Genomic DNA, 14,986 nt, shown 5'->3' on the forward strand with positions numbered 1-14,986 from the left:
ACCCTGTTGAAACAACAGAATAAACTTTTTTATGAGTGTTTTATCTACCCGATAGTAACCTTAAGGTACTAGGGTAAATTGCTAATGGAAATTACATTAATGCTCCGGATATAGCAACGGAGCTAAGCTCAGATTGGTGCTCTACATCAAAATGAAAATCAAAAAAGGGCGAACTTGACTGCCCACCCTTTGCAAAGAACTCAATCAGACAGAAAAAGATTATCCCTCTATCACTTTCATCAGTAACTGACCGTCATACAAGGCCTGCTTAATCAGCGCGGCTCCCGGCATCGTTGCCTGCTTATAAAAGCGCGACTCTACCAGCTCTAAGTCTTTATGGTAAACCGGTAGGCTCTGTTCTTCGATACAACGACGGACCGCAGGGTAAAGGACTTCTTTCGCCTGATTGATCACACCGCCAATCAAAATTTTCTCTGGATTGAACAGGTTGATCACAATAGCAATCGCCGAACCCAAATAGCGCCCTAGCTTTTCTATCACATCGACTGCTAAAGGATCACCATTCGCTGCCGCTTCGCAGATGCTCTCAATGCTCATCTCTTCTTGTTCAGCAAGAATCGATGCCTCACCACCCGCGATACGAGTGACCACTTCTTCCCGAATGGCTTGTGAACTTGCGACGGTTTCAAGACATCCTATATTTCCACAGTGGCAACGCTTACCGTTCGGATCAATTTGAATGTGGCCAAGCTCACCGATGTTACCATGACGACCTTGTAGCACACGCCCATCGAGAATGATCCCTGCCCCTAAACCATGGTGAATCGAGATAAGTACAGAGTTATCGTTATCTTGAGAGTGCCCAAACAGCTTTTCAGCCAACGCCCACGCTCTCGTATCATTAGCAATAAAGACCGGCAGGCCTGTGGCTTTATAGATCTCTGGACCTAGTGCCAAGTTTTCAACATTATAGTGAGGCATTTGCAGAACAATACCCTGCTCGGAATTAACCAGACCAGGCAGCGTAATTGCAATACTGGTAACACGATCCAGCTGATCAGAATATGTTTGGAAGAACTCATCAATTTCGTAGAGCAAGCGTTCAAGAACGTCCTCTTGGTCACGCTCATGGATATCGATCTTAGTATCGATAAGCACATCTCCACCAAGCTCATGTAATGCAATGGTTAAGTAGCCACGGCCAAGACGCATCGATAGAAATTGCCAACCTTCGTTATTGACCTGCAATCCGACCGCTGGACGACCACGGCTAGTTGCCTCTTGAACGGTTGTTTCATGGATTAAATGGGCTTCAATAAGCTCTCGAGTGATTTTAGTGATACTCGCAGGCGCAAGCTCACTTTGCTTGGACAAATCAATACGAGATATTGGACCTTGAGGTCAATTAGTTTGTATACACGACCAGCATTGACCTGTTTGATATGATCAATATGGCCCGGTTGAGCCATGTACATCTTGCACTCCGAAATTCTATAACCGAGTAATTTTTTTACTTTGCGAAGGAATTGTGAAGTGAATTGATAAATCCCCGTGACAAGCATCACGTAGAAACATGTTCGTTTGTGTATTCAATCAAATAACCAACAAACAACACCTGATAAATTATCTAAAACGTCACTTATTTTACTCTTTAAAATTGACGAAAAAACAGACTGCACCGTATTTACCATGACCGTTTAGGGAAAATACGAACAACCTTTACTGGCTATGCATATACTTAGTCGAGTGATCTGCCCTACACCTGAATTCTTCGGAGAATCTATGACTTCAATATTAAGAAGAACAAAAATTGTCACAACGCTTGGCCCATCAACTGATAAAGACAACGTCCTTGAGGACATCATAAAAGCTGGTGCGAACGTGGTACGCATGAACTTCTCTCATGGCTCCAGTGAGGACCACATCCAGCGCGCACAAAAAGTTCGAGCTATCGCAGCAAAGCTTGGACGCCAAGTCGCCATTTTAGGGGATCTTCAAGGTCCAAAGATCCGAGTTTCCACGTTCAGAGATGGTAAAATCCAACTCAATGTTGGTGATAAATTCACACTAGATAGTGACCTTGCAAAAGGAGAAGGCAACCAAGACGCCGTAGGCTTAGATTACAAAGCACTTCCACAAGATGTATCGCCTAACGATATTCTGTTGCTTGATGACGGCCGAGTGCAACTGCTAGTGACAAGCGTAGAGGGTAATAAAGTCCACACTAGAGTGACCGTTGGTGGTCCGCTATCAAATAACAAAGGCATCAATAAAAAAAGGCGGAGGCCTCTCTGCTGATGCACTCACAGAAAAAGACAAAGCAGATATCTTAACCGCTGCAAAAATTAAAGTGGATTACCTTGCAATTTCATTCCCTCGCAATGGTGAAGACATGCACTACGCTCGACGTTTAGCTCGAGATGCAGGCCTAGAAGCGAAGCTTGTTGCTAAAGTAGAACGCGCAGAAACCGTTGCTAATAATGATTCGATTGATGACATTATTCTCGCCTCTGATGTTGTGATGGTCGCTCGCGGTGACCTTGGGGTAGAAATTGGTGACCCTGAACTCATCGGTGTTCAGAAAAAACTGATACGCCGAGCACGCAGTTTAAATCGCGTTGCTATTACAGCGACCCAAATGATGGAATCCATGATGTCAGCACCGATGCCAACCCGTGCGGAAGTGATGGACGTAGCAAACGCTGTACTCGATGGCACCGATGCCGTCATGCTCTCAGGAGAAACCGCTGCGGGGCTGTACCCTGTTGAAACGGTGAAATCGATGGCAGAAGTATGTATCGGTGCAGAAAAAATGTCAGAAGCCAGTCTCTCTACGTACCGACTCGACCGCACCTTTGCAACGGCAGAAGAAACCATTGCCATGTCAACAATGTACGCGGCCAATCACATGGAAGGCGTCAAAGCGATGATTGCCCTTACGGAGTCAGGTCGTACTGCGTTGATGATGTCTCGTTTAAGCTCAGGATTACCGATTTTTGCGCTGTCACGAAACGAGTCAACACTGAACCGTGCTGCACTTTACCGTGGTGTCACCCCGGTCTATTTTGATTCAAAAGGCGGCGTAGGCTTGAGCACTGCTCAGGAAGCGATTTTAACACTCAAAGAACAAGGGCTATTGGATGAAGGCGATCTAGTGATCATCACTCAAGGCGATATTATGGATGTCGTTGGCTCAACAAACTGTATGCGTATCCTTTCCGCGTGATTCAGTACCACATCGCGCCAAAACCGCCATAACTTAATACAAGATTCTTTCGAAATAGCGAGCGAAAGAAACCAAAAAGTACACATACCACAAGGGCTCTATTACAGAGCCCTTGGATAATTCGTAGAGTAATCGTTATTTGTAGAGCTTATTATTTGCAGAAGTTTTCAATTGTAGAAATTGTCACTTGTGAAGCTATCATTCATGAATGACTACCATTTGTCAGAATAGTCATTTAGCCCAAATTATGCGCTCTCCCTGCCATCAATGTTGAGCTGATCATACAATTGAATCAAGTTAAAACCGACTTGCAGTCCAAGTTGATAATCATGCTCTAATGCCTCTGGATCACTCAATAGCGATGACGACTGTAACTCCTCTTTTGGTGCCAACTGCAAAATAAACGTGTCATCTGGTGGCGTCGATAAGAATGCCTGCGTCAGTTCAAATGTCTGATAGTGAATCATGAGCATATCGGCTAACCCGGAATCAAAGTTCTCGCCAACAAGATGGCTGAGCCGATACAAGTTATCTGCTCCAAATAACCAACGACCACCATTAAGTAATTTACGACCGGAAAACTTAGAATGGTGCGCTGCATGAATTTTTTGCTGTAAAAACGATCCCCAGTCCGCTTTCCACTGGCTCATTTTTTGCTGCCAAGACTCTTGTACCGAGTTAATGGACTCGCGATACCATTCAACGCTACTGTCACAAATTTCACTTTGCGCTTTCGCTTCCGATTCAGAAAAAGGTTCAGTACGAATCACGATGATATTGCGCGCATTTTGTCGCCAAGCCTCTTGAACAGGAATCGAAGCCGATACTCCGCCGTCCACATATTTTTGCCCGTTGACCTCTACAGTACCTTGGTACAGCTTAGGGATCGCACAGGTCGCAACCATTGTATTTAGCCAATCATCGCTTAAGATTGGCAAGTATTGATCCGCAAGCGAATTTACATTTGTCACCGCAGCAAACGCTCTGCGCTTCCCTAAGGCTCTTTTTCCTAAATCAAGGTCGAGTTTATACGGATAATCCTGAATCCGCTCTAGCGCCCATTCTAGGCCCAAATACTGCTTATTTCGTATATATCGAATTAGATTAAAAAACTCAGGGGAAGTCGTTAAATCAGTAATGAATGCTTTACCCAAGCCATGTTGTCGGCATAGGTAAGCACATAAGTTCAGCGCACCCGCAGAGGTACCATAGAATTCGTCGAAAGGATCAAAATTAGAGAGTAAAAAAGCATCTAATACACCAGCGGTAAAAATCCCTCTCTGCCCTCCTCCTTGCGCGATAAGAGCAGTTTTCCCACGCCTAAAATGTTCATAAACAGAAACATCAAGTTCGACATGGCAATCAGTTATAATACCGCTGTTCCGGATCATGGCTAGATTGACAGTCGTTAGGCCGTTGTGATCGCAATAATTCCAAATGAGAGCAGGACTGCGAAAACAACAACGACAATAAGTAGGGCAGATTTTAGATCGTGTTCCATAGACACCTCCTTGTTTGTAACAAATTAATAACACCTGTGTGAATCATGTTCAAGAATTGCTTTATTTAGTCGCACGATTTTGGCTAAGGCATCACAATTAGCTTAGTCGTAATAAGGAGATACCAAATGAAGAATCCATCTAACTGGTTAGTTAGCAGTGTATTATTGAGCCTCTCTATCGATGCTCAAGCAAACGTCAGTATTACCCCTTTTATCGGCTATACAGGAGGCGGCTCTGTTGAAGATCAAAACGATCGCACCTATGACATAGACCCAGCACTCAACTTTGCATTTGCAATAGAGACACCTTAGAACAAGGCAGAATTGGCTTATTCTACTCAAACCAATCTTCGGAGCTGCAAAATATAGGCAACAACTCAAATATTCATTATCTTCAGTTTCAGAGCAGTATTTATTACCCAGTATCACCTAGATGGCAAACATACGTTGGACTTGGGCTTGGTGCGTCTTATGCGGACGTAGATTGGGTTGATAATAAATATGGGTTTTCTGCGAGTGCGTTTGGTGGTGTTGAATATGAAATATCGAAACATTTTGCTTTTACCGCCCAAGTTAGATGGCTTGGCACCGTCGTGGACAATGACACTTCCGGTGCTTGCGTGCTACCAACTGATGGCTCAAGCTGCTTTATAAAATTTGAAACCGATTGGATGAACCAATTCCAATCGAATATTGGCATCACCTATCGTTTCTAAACACCGTTCACTCAACCGAATTCTAGACACAAAAATTCTGCTCTAGACACAAAATTTAGTCCCTATACATGAAAATGCCGGTAAATACCGGCATCAAAGCGTGGGTAACGTTAAAAGTTGTATTTGATACCGACCGCGCCACCGATTTGAAGATCTGGCCCTTTATACAACTCTAATTCTGGGTGAATCTGAGCATAAAGATCCCATCCCTTAGATAAGTCCCAGTTTAGTCCTAAGGGAACACGCAAACCAAATTCATCATCCCATTCGTACCAACCACCAACACCGACATACCACGTCACAGGCATACCTTGCTCAAACGAACCTCGCTTAGCGATGTAGTCAAACGCCATACCATCATTACCAATAATGCCACGATATTTGTCTTCCACCTCAATAACAACGCTTAACTGTTGATCTACAGCCATACCGACAGAAAAATTGCTCGGCTCATTCGCTAGTGAACCAAAACTCGGTATTAACGCTGCCGCTAAGACGACTTGCTTTTTCATCCCTCATCTCTCCCCTTTAAAAAAAACAGCGTACATAATTCAAACATATCACTAAAATACTGTGTCAATCATGGGTAAGAATCAGCCTGGAATAGAATGAAGAATGTAAGGCTGAGAACAAGATCACGTTGAATTTTGGACAAATGGTAATGCGAGAGAACAACAGTTTTTATCGACAGAAACTTTTGCAATAAAGCAGCGCTAGCGTTCGAAAATAAACTTTTTTATTTGAAAATAAACGGTGTGTTCAAAAATAAGCTTTAGCGATCAAAAAAGGAGGCCGAAGCCTCCTTTTGAATTATCAATGATTGAGATTAACCTTGGTTACGGATCCACTCATCCATTTCTGTTTTCAGGTTGTCAGACTTAGTACCAAAGATAGCCTGAACACCACCTGCTACAACTACAACACCTGCAGCGCCTAGTTGTTTTAGTCGATCTTGGTCAACTGCTGCAGTATCCGCTACTGCAACACGTAGACGTGTGATACATGCGTCTAGACCTGTGATGTTTGCTTTGCCGCCGAATGCTGCAACTAGCTCACCACCCATCTCTGAAGCCGCTGTCGCTGACTCTTCAGCTGACTCGTCTTCACGACCAGGAGTTTTCAGATCAAGTGCTGTGATCACAACACGGAACACTACGTAGTAAATCACTGCGTAAACTAGACCAACGGCAACCATTAGGCCCATCTTCTGAGCGTGGCCAGATAGTACTAGGAAGTCAATCAGACCGTGTGAGAATGATGTACCGTGTACAAAACCTAGAGTGTTAGCAACAACGTATGCAGAACCCGCTAGTAGAGCGTGGATACCGTAAAGTACTGGTGCAACAAATAGGAATGAGAATTCGATTGGCTCTGTAATACCAGTTAGGAATGAAGTCAGAGCAGCTGACGCCATGATACCCATTACTTTCGCGCGGTTTTCTGGTTTAGCACAGTGAGCAATCGCGATTGCTGCAGCAGGTAGACCGAACATCTTGAACATGTAACCACCCGCTAGTTGACCGAAGCCATTACCAGCAGCACGAGATGCTTCATCAGCAACTAGGTAACAAGTTAGTACGCCATTTTGAGTTTCACCAGCAGCGTTCACACAAGTACCAGCTTCGAAGAAGAATGGTACGTTCCAAACGTGGTGTAGACCGAATGGGATTAGAGTACGCTCGATAACACCGTAAATACCAAACGCTAGTTGTGGGTTTTGGTGTGCAGCCCAGTCAGAGAATGCAGAGATTGCACCGCCGATTGGTGGCCATACGAAAGAAAGTACAACTGCAAGGAAGATCGCAGCGAAACCAGTAATGATTGGCACGGCACGCTTACCAGCGAAGAAGCCAAGGTATTCTGGAAGTTGGATTTTGAAGAAACGGTTGAATGCCCAAGCAGCAACACCACCAACAAGGATACCACCTAGTACACCTGTGTCGATTTTTTCAACGCCCATGATACCAGCCATTACGCCAAGCGTAGCGGTCATGATACCGTAACCAACGATAGCAGCAAGACCAGCTACACCGTCGTTGTTTGTGAAGCCAAGTGCTACACCAACAGCAAATAGAAGTGCCATTTGGCCGAATACTGAGCCACCAGCTTGTTCCATTAGGTTAGAAACGATTTCTGGAATGAAGCTTAGGTGAGCAGCACCCACACCTAATAGGATACCTGCGACTGGTAACACTGATACTGGTAGCATCAGAGCTTTACCAACTTTTTGCAGGTTTGCAAAAAGGTTCTTAAACATGTTTATGCTCCTGATAAATTATAAGTATTATTTGGGCACTAACGGCACACCCCCGTAGCCTAAATGTTAGCACCCAATGAAAATGTAACCACACGTTGCATTATATTTTCCGGCTCTAAATATATATTGATGACCCTCAAACTTTCCACATAGTTACGAAATTTAGTTTCAAAACAAGTCTCAGATCACACCGAAAAACAGTGCGTGAAATGCATTTTATTACATGTAAACATCTGTTTTATAAGTAAATATGCATCAGGCCGATTAATTTCATTCCGTAAATAAAATAAATGGCCATGTTATTTTTAGTAACAAAATTACATTTGCACTATTTGAAAGCAGTTAAATCAACAAAATCAGTAAACATCAACCAAAACGCTCATTTTGTCGACTTTATAACCAAAAAAGGAGCCAAAGCTCCTTTTTAAATGCAATTTATAGTTTTTGTTGCAAAAAAAGATTTCGGAAATTTTCGGTGGTTTTTCGTCCAACCTCAGCTAGCGAGCACCCTTTCAACTGCGCAATATAGGCGGCAACTTCAACAACGTAAGCGGGTTGATTCTCTTTTCCTCGGTGTGGCACTGGTGCCAAGTAAGGCGAATCGGTCTCAATTAGAAGCCTCTCAAGAGGCAAAGCTTTCACGACTTCTTTCAGTTCCGTCGCTTGACGAAACGTCACAATCCCTGAAATTGAAATATAGAAACCCAGTTCAAGGGCCGCTTCCGCAATGGTAAGTCTTCCGTGAAACAGTGGATCACACCGCCACATTTATCTGCCCCACCCCTACGTAAAATATCGAGAGTGTCTTCGCGTGCATTACGAGTGTGGATGATAAGTGACTTGTTCAACTCTACCGCTAAATCAACTTGCTGCTCAAAACGCTCTTTTTGTAAGGCTGCGGTTTCAGGTTTATAGTGATAATCCAAACCGGTTTCACCGATCGCAACCACCTTGTCGTGGGAAGCGTATTTGTGAAGCATCTCCATAGAAAAAGCACTTTCTACATCTAACGGATGTACGCCACAAGATGCGTAGACGTTGTCGTACGGGGTGATCATTTCCAACATTTTAGGAAAGGAATCCAGCGTCACACCAACGGAGAGAAGCTCTTTTACATTAGCTTGTTTTGCTTTATTGATAACGTCTTCTACATTGAGATGAAGATCGTCATAATTTAGTTTGTCCAAATGACAATGGGAATCTACGAACATAATGCCTCTCGTGATTCGATTAACCAATTCATTGATAGTAGTTCAAGGTTTAAACCAGGAAAGTGTTGAACTTGCGCTTTTAACTCAAGTAACTTCTGAGATGCCACGTAAAGTCCGTTATAACTATCTGGCTTAAACTGCGTTGCACCCGGTAATTGTTCGGTTTCAGTAACACCAAACTGGGCTTTCTGAGCATCAGTTAGCAGATACCAAGCCCAATCCAACGCTTTATCAGGGCTCTTAGCCATCAGTGACGCACATTTTAAAATATCCGACGTAGGCAATGTAAGTGTCTCGATAAAGCAACGCTCGAATGTCTGATATTCATCTAATTCACCACTTTGCAATGCTTCTAGCGTATTAATAGGTGATCCCATATTGAGCTTGAGCGCATACTCAGGAACTGACGAGGCACCTTTGTCGCTAAGCCAAGCCATCGCTTGTTCACGAGATGGAGATGTCACGACCCAGTGTTGGCAACGGCTTTGAATCGTCGGTAACAAACGATCTTGATTATGCGTCACCAATAAGAACAAACACTTTTGTCCTGGTTCTTCTAACGTTTTTAATAATGCGTTAGATGCAGATTCATTCATTGCATCGGCGGGCTCCACAATAAACACGCGGTAACCATTTAGCTGAGATGACTCCTGAGCAAGACGATTGCACGCACGAATTTGATCGACCGTAATCGACTTGCCTTCTTTCTCAGGCTTAACCCAGTGTAAATCTGGATGACTATGAGATTTGGTTAGCTGACAGCTATGACAAAAACCACAAGGTTCGCTACTGTAATTTTGACACAACAACGCATGGCTAAAATACTCAACCAACTTGTCGACCGCTAAACCTCTTTCACTTTGCAATAACAATGCTCCGGGAATTCGATCTGCGTCTAGGCTTGTTTTGAGGTTATCCCAAACGGGTTGTAACCATGGAAAGTCATTCAACATGAATCACCTCAATCCACATTATGCTTACTGCTTTGCAAGCCACTCATTTAGAGCTGCTTGAATATCTTGTGAAACGTTTTCAATGGTCTGCTCAGCATTGATCACTACGATGGAGTCGTCTGCATTTGCGAGCTCTAAATAACGCTCACGAGTGCGTTCAAAAAAGCTGATGTCCATCTTTTCGATACGGTCTAGCTCACCACGACCACGTGCTCGCTCAAGGCCAACACGGGGATCGATGTCCATATATAGGGTGAAAGCAGGTTTGAACTCACCTAAGATGGTATCACGCAAATTCTTCATCAGTGACGCATCAATTTGACGGCCACCACCTTGATAAGCTTGAGAGGACAAGTCATGACGATCGCCTACGACCCATTGATCATTTGCTAGCGCAGGTTTAATTACGTTTTCCACTAACTGAACACGTGCAGCATAAAGCAAAAGTAGCTCAGTCATGTCTTTTAGGTCTTCGCCTTCGTGCTCTTCTTTTACTAATGCACGCATTTTCTCTGCTAGCGGCGTACCACCTGGTTCACGAGTATTCACAATGTCTTTGATGCCGGCGGCTGTCAGCGTATCTAAAACGGTTTGAATCGCAGTGCTTTTACCCGCGCCCTCTAGGCCCTCAACCACAATAAAGTTTGCTTTCATCATTTATTCTTTCTTAGTTCTCTTAAATAGGCACGTACAGCACGGTTATGCTCAGCAAGGGATTTCGAAAACACATGTCCGCCCTTTCCACTTGCTACGAAATATAGATAGTTGCTATTTTCTGGATTTAATGCCGCTTCTATCGATGCTTCACCCGCCATTGCGATTGGTGTTGGGGGCAATCCATTGATGGTGTAAGTGTTATATGGTGTCGGCGTACGTAAGTCTTTCTTACGGATATTACCATCGTACGCATCCCCCATACCGTAAATTACCGTCGGATCCGTTTGAAGACGCATTCGTTTGTTAAGACGGTTAACGAATACCGACGCCACACGCTCACGTTCTGAATCAATCGCGGTCTCTTTTTCTATAATAGAAGCCAAAATCAATGCTTCGTATTTGTCTTTTAATGGTAATTTTTCCTGACGCTCATCCCAATGGGCATCAAGAATTGTATTCAGTTTGCTGTGCGCTCGCTCAAGGATCTGAGTTTCACTTGTGCCTGCCGTGTAGTGATAAGTCTCTGCTAGAAACAAACCCTCGAGTTTTTCTCGCTCAATACCTAACTTTTCTGCCATCTGCTTTTCAGACAGCCCAGTCAAATCATGCTTTACATAAGGCGCATCACTAAGCTGCTCTACCCACTCGGAAAAACGGCTGCCCTCAACAAAGGTAATCGCAAATTGGTGCTCTTTACCTGTATTTAGTTGCTCAAGCGTTTGGTACAAAGATACATTAGGTTGTATTTGATAAGTTCCCGCTCGCACCTGAAGCAACTCAGGATAAAGGCGAGGCATCAAACGCGTGTAGTCAGATGCTTCAATGACTTTATCATTAACCAAATCACGCATGACCCGATGGAAGCTAGTGCCATTTTCAACCGTAAACAGCTGAGGCTGTGTGATAAGAATTGGCGAGTTAACGTATTGCTTAGTTTGTGAAACAACGTAAAAAACACCTGCTGCACCAATAACGGCGATCAGTACAACAAAAGCAAACAGTTTTTTAATCACGTATTTAAATTCCCTTGAAGTCGTCGTGTTAATTTTCCTATCGGAAAAACAATCTTATTATCTGACGTTGAAAGGCTCGTTACCGGAGCAACTCCTAATAGCGAGTTACATATCCACACTTCATCGGCTTCAGCCAAATCTGGTAGTGTGAAAGTGTCGACTATGAGTTGCTGACTTTCGGCGCGAAGCAATTCCAACACTTTACGGCGCATCACGCCAGCTACACCCGACAAGCTTAATTCCGGTGTGTATGTCTTATTATCTTTAACCCAAAAAAGGTTTGCCATTGTAGTTTCAATGACATGATTTTGCACATTTAACGTCACCGCATCCGCAAAATCTGAACCATCGATTTCTGCCTTTGCAAGTACCTGCTCTATCCGGTTATTGTGCTTATGACCTGCAAGGAGTGGTTGAATGCCAAGGCGAGTTTCACAAACGCCTAACTGCACGCCATTTTCTTGCCATAACGAATAATGAGAAGGAAATGAAAAATTCGAAATGGTCACTACCGGACTTTCGATACCACTTGGGCTATAGCCCCGTCCTCCGACCCCACGGCTGATATGAATTTTTATTCCTGCAGACTCGTCTTTCAAGACAGCCAGCATCGACCAATCCAAAACAGCATTCCAATCAGGGTAAGGAATTTGTAATGTTGTTAAACACGCTTCCATACGTTCAATATGCGCGGGCCAATGCTCTAGCTGACCATGCTTAGTTTTAATCGTAGTAAAACAGCCGTCACCATATTGAAAAGAACGGTCACCAAGCGAAACATGTGTTTGTGGTAGTCCATTAACCCAGAACATTGAGATACCCTTGCTTTCTGATCAACAAATAAAACAAAACGGCTCAATGCTAAGCACCGAGCCGTTAGAATACAAGTTTCGCGACTAAATTGTAAAACAGTCTGAGTAATTACTCAGCGAACTTTTTGAATACTAATGAGCCGTTTGTACCGCCAAAACCGAACGAGTTACAAATAGCGTATTCCATATTTTCTACTTTACGCGCAGTATGCGGAACAAGGTCGATATCTAGACCTTCTTCTGGATCATCAAGGTTGATGGTTGGTGGAACAATTTGATCAACCAAAGACAATACTGTGATGATAGCTTCAACAGAACCTGCAGCACCTAAAAGGTGACCGGTCATCGACTTAGTAGAAGAGACAAGTACTTGTTTCGCACCCTCTTCACCAAGAGCGCGTTTCACGCCTTTAATTTCAGCAACGTCACCAGCTGGTGTAGATGTACCGTGAGCGTTCACATAACCTACTTGAGTACCAGTGATATTCGCATCACGCATTGCAGCTTCCATCGCTAGAGCGCCACCTGAACCATCTGAGCTTGGTGAAGTCATGTGATAAGCATCACCAGACATACCGAAGCCAACAAGTTCTGCGTAGATCTTAGCACCACGAGCTTTAGCATGTTCGTACTCTTCAAGTACCATCATGCCAGCACCATCGCCAAGAACGAAGCCATCACGACCTTTGTCCCATGGACGAGATGCTTTTTGAGGCTCATCGTTACGAGTAGATAACGCTTTAGCAGCACCAAAGCCAGCCATACCCAGAGGCGTTGAAGCTTTCTCAGAACCACCAGCAACCATTGCGTCTGCATCACCGTATGCGATCATACGTGCTGCATGGCCAATATTATGAAGACCTGTAGTACATGCTGTAGAAATCGCAATATTTGGACCGCGAAGGCCACGCATAATAGATAAGTTACCAGCAACCATGTTTACGATGGTCGATGGAACAAAAAATGGGCTAACTTTACGAGGGCCTTTTTCAACAAGTGCTGAATGACCCGTTTCGATAAGCTCTAAACCACCGATGCCTGAACCGATTGCAACACCAACGCGAGCTGCGTTGTCTTCAGAAATTTGCAGACCAGAATCGTCTAATGCTTGGATACCCGCGGCAATGCCGTACTGGATAAATAGATCCATTTTACGAGCATCTTTTTTAGACATGTATTCTGTGCAATCGAAGTCTTTCACAAGACCTGCAAAACGAGTTGAGAAATTCGTAGCATCAAAGTGTTCGATATTAACAATACCACTTTGACCTTCTAGCAGGGCTTTCCAAGATGATTCTACTGTGTTGCCGACCGGTGACAACATACCCATGCCAGTGACAACTACACGACGCTTGGACACGATATAATTCTCCGGGAATTGAATGTTTCTATGAGAGGATAGAAGAAATTAGAAAGAACACAGGCGGTCTAGGAGACCGCCTGGGAGAGAAACTTACTGAGCGCTGTTTACGTAGTCGATTGCAGCTTGAACAGTAGTGATTTTCTCAGCTTCTTCGTCAGGAATCTCAGTGTCGAATTCTTCTTCTAGAGCCATAACTAGTTCTACAGTGTCTAGAGAATCCGCACCTAGATCGTCTACGAATGAAGCTTCGTTTTTAACTTCTGCTTCGTCCACACCTAGCTGTTCAACAATGATTTTCTTTACGCGTTCTTCGATGTTGCTCATTTTTCTTTTCCTTTACAGATTTCGCCTAATGCGATGATTCCGTAGTTTATTCGAACTATTGAAAGTTGCAAGGGGGTCCTTGCTGGTCAAACCACAAATTTAGCGAAATTAACCGAATTTCAATACATTTTTGACTTAAATCATGCACAAATCTTGCGCATAACCGTGACAACTTCATGACAGTTAACTGCAACTATAGGCTATTTTTCACAAAGTAAAATAGCTAATTTTGCATGAACTGTGCATTAAACCATGTACATGCCGCCATTTACATGCAAAGTTTCACCAGTAATGTAAGCGGCTTCAGGTGACGCTAAGAACACAACTGCTGATGCAATTTCACGTGGATCACCCAAACGACCTGCTGGCACATTCGACAACGTTGCTGAACGTTGATCATCATTTAGCGCCTTTGTCATGTCTGTCTCAATGAAACCTGGTGCAACCGTGTTTACTGTTACGCCACGAGAAGCCACTTCACGAGCCATTGACTTAGTAAAGCCGATCACGCCGGCTTTTGCTGCAGCATAGTTCGTTTGACCAGCATTACCCATTGTACCAACGACAGAACCCACATTGATGATACGACCTGAACGTTTTTTCATCATGCCACGTAGAACTGCTTTAGACATGCGGTAAATAGGCGTTAGGTTCGTATTGATGATGTCATTCCATTCATCATCTTTCATGCGCATTAGTAGATTATCGCGTGTGATACCGGCATTATTTACCAAGATATCGATCGCACCGAACTCATCATTGATGGTTTTCAGTGTCGCTTCAATAGACTCAACGTCAGTTACGTTAAGTGCTAGGCCTTTGCCATTTGCACCTAAATATTCACTGATCGCTGCCGCGCCACTTTCAGACGTTGCGGTACCAATTACTGTTGCACCACGCTCAACCAAAAGTTCCGCGATCGCGCGACCAATACCACGGCTAGCGCCAGTTACTAGAGCAATTTTGCCCTCTAGATTCATCATTGTTTGCGT

Annotated in this window: 11 protein-coding genes and 4 pseudogenes; 2 read left to right on the forward strand and 13 right to left on the reverse strand. The window is 43.9% G+C overall.

Annotated features, from left to right (window positions below; genetic code table 11):
* Window positions 1–219: 219 nt before the first annotated feature.
* Window positions 220–1,436 (reverse strand): annotated as a pseudogene (locus tag KHN78_RS02315) (ROK family protein).
* Between the two features lie 307 nt (window positions 1,437–1,743).
* Between KHN78_RS02315 and pyk the strand changes: the two are divergent.
* Window positions 1,744–3,187, forward strand: a pseudogene (gene pyk, locus KHN78_RS02320) (pyruvate kinase).
* A gap of 245 nt (window positions 3,188–3,432) precedes the next feature.
* Here the strand turns inward: pyk and KHN78_RS02325 are convergent.
* Both KHN78_RS02325 and KHN78_RS02330 read right to left on the reverse strand, forming a co-directional pair.
* A complete protein-coding gene (locus KHN78_RS02325) occupies window positions 3,433–4,578 on the reverse strand; it encodes a patatin family protein (RefSeq protein ID WP_211919680.1) in 1,146 nt (381 codons plus the stop codon).
* Window positions 4,579–4,595: 17 nt separating this feature from the next.
* Window positions 4,596–4,688: a YnhF family membrane protein gene (locus KHN78_RS02330; RefSeq protein ID WP_099079546.1), complete on the reverse strand. Its 93-nt coding sequence runs from the start codon at window positions 4,686–4,688 to the stop codon at window positions 4,596–4,598.
* 126 nt (window positions 4,689–4,814) lie between these two features.
* Between KHN78_RS02330 and KHN78_RS02335 the strand changes: the two are divergent.
* Window positions 4,815–5,404, forward strand: a pseudogene (locus KHN78_RS02335) (outer membrane beta-barrel protein).
* Between the two features lie 110 nt (window positions 5,405–5,514).
* Here the strand turns inward: KHN78_RS02335 and KHN78_RS02340 are convergent.
* From KHN78_RS02340 to fabG, 10 genes and pseudogenes are all read right to left on the reverse strand, one after another.
* Window positions 5,515–5,916 (reverse strand): hypothetical protein, encoded by a 402-nt coding sequence (locus KHN78_RS02340; protein ID WP_211919681.1) that lies wholly within the window; start codon window positions 5,914–5,916, stop codon window positions 5,515–5,517.
* Between the two features lie 314 nt (window positions 5,917–6,230).
* On the reverse strand, window positions 6,231–7,661 hold the full coding sequence (gene ptsG, locus KHN78_RS02345) for a PTS glucose transporter subunit IIBC (protein ID WP_211919682.1): 1,431 nt from the start codon (window positions 7,659–7,661) through the stop codon (window positions 6,231–6,233).
* 435 nt (window positions 7,662–8,096) lie between these two features.
* Window positions 8,097–8,872: pseudogene (locus KHN78_RS02350) on the reverse strand (TatD family hydrolase).
* The gene (locus tag KHN78_RS02355; protein WP_211919683.1) at window positions 8,863–9,825 is read right to left on the reverse strand and encodes a DNA polymerase III subunit delta'; all 963 of its coding nucleotides are present in this window, start codon (window positions 9,823–9,825) and stop codon (window positions 8,863–8,865) included. Before KHN78_RS02355 ends, KHN78_RS02350 begins: the two are co-directional and overlap by 10 nt.
* A gap of 24 nt (window positions 9,826–9,849) precedes the next feature.
* Entirely contained in the window at window positions 9,850–10,482 is a 633-nt protein-coding gene (gene tmk / locus KHN78_RS02360; protein WP_211919684.1) for a dTMP kinase, read from the reverse strand.
* Entirely contained in the window at window positions 10,479–11,495 is a 1,017-nt protein-coding gene (gene mltG / locus KHN78_RS02365; protein WP_211919685.1) for an endolytic transglycosylase MltG, read from the reverse strand. Before mltG ends, tmk begins: the two co-directional genes overlap by 4 nt.
* Entirely contained in the window at window positions 11,492–12,307 is an 816-nt protein-coding gene (gene pabC / locus KHN78_RS02370; protein ID WP_211919686.1) for an aminodeoxychorismate lyase, read from the reverse strand. Before pabC ends, mltG begins: the two co-directional genes overlap by 4 nt.
* Before the next feature lie 109 nt (window positions 12,308–12,416).
* The gene (fabF, locus tag KHN78_RS02375) at window positions 12,417–13,667 is read right to left on the reverse strand and encodes a beta-ketoacyl-ACP synthase II (RefSeq protein WP_128811215.1); all 1,251 of its coding nucleotides are present in this window, start codon (window positions 13,665–13,667) and stop codon (window positions 12,417–12,419) included.
* Window positions 13,668–13,760: 93 nt separating this feature from the next.
* Window positions 13,761–13,994, reverse strand: a complete 234-nt coding sequence (gene acpP / locus KHN78_RS02380) for an acyl carrier protein (protein WP_004406112.1) — start codon at window positions 13,992–13,994, stop codon at window positions 13,761–13,763.
* A 245-nt stretch (window positions 13,995–14,239) separates the two neighbouring features.
* Window positions 14,240–14,974, reverse strand: a complete 735-nt coding sequence (fabG, locus tag KHN78_RS02385) for a 3-oxoacyl-ACP reductase FabG (protein ID WP_211919967.1) — start codon at window positions 14,972–14,974, stop codon at window positions 14,240–14,242.
* Between the last annotated feature and the right edge of the window lie 12 nt (window positions 14,975–14,986).

Origin of the sequence: Vibrio sp. B1REV9, assembly GCF_905175395.2 — a bacterium.
Taxonomy (GTDB): Bacteria; Pseudomonadota; Gammaproteobacteria; order Enterobacterales; family Vibrionaceae; genus Vibrio; species Vibrio alfacsensis.

Excerpts from the sequence above, each read along its gene's own strand:
- KHN78_RS02325 (WP_211919680.1), bottom strand. The coding sequence starts at position 4,578 with ATGATCCGGAACAGCGGTATTATAACTGATTGCCATGTCGAACTTGAT.
- KHN78_RS02330 (WP_099079546.1), bottom strand. The coding sequence starts at position 4,688 with ATGGAACACGATCTAAAATCTGCCCTACTTATTGTCGTTGTTGTTTTC.
- KHN78_RS02340 (WP_211919681.1), bottom strand. The coding sequence starts at position 5,916 with ATGAAAAAGCAAGTCGTCTTAGCGGCAGCGTTAATACCGAGTTTTGGT.
- ptsG (WP_211919682.1), bottom strand. The coding sequence starts at position 7,661 with ATGTTTAAGAACCTTTTTGCAAACCTGCAAAAAGTTGGTAAAGCTCTG.
- KHN78_RS02355 (WP_211919683.1), bottom strand. The coding sequence starts at position 9,825 with ATGTTGAATGACTTTCCATGGTTACAACCCGTTTGGGATAACCTCAAA.
- tmk (WP_211919684.1), bottom strand. The coding sequence starts at position 10,482 with ATGATGAAAGCAAACTTTATTGTGGTTGAGGGCCTAGAGGGCGCGGGT.
- pabC (WP_211919686.1), bottom strand. The coding sequence starts at position 12,307 with ATGTTCTGGGTTAATGGACTACCACAAACACATGTTTCGCTTGGTGAC.
- acpP (WP_004406112.1), bottom strand. The coding sequence starts at position 13,994 with ATGAGCAACATCGAAGAACGCGTAAAGAAAATCATTGTTGAACAGCTA.
- fabG (WP_211919967.1), bottom strand. The coding sequence starts at position 14,974 with ATGAATCTAGAGGGCAAAATTGCTCTAGTAACTGGCGCTAGCCGTGGT.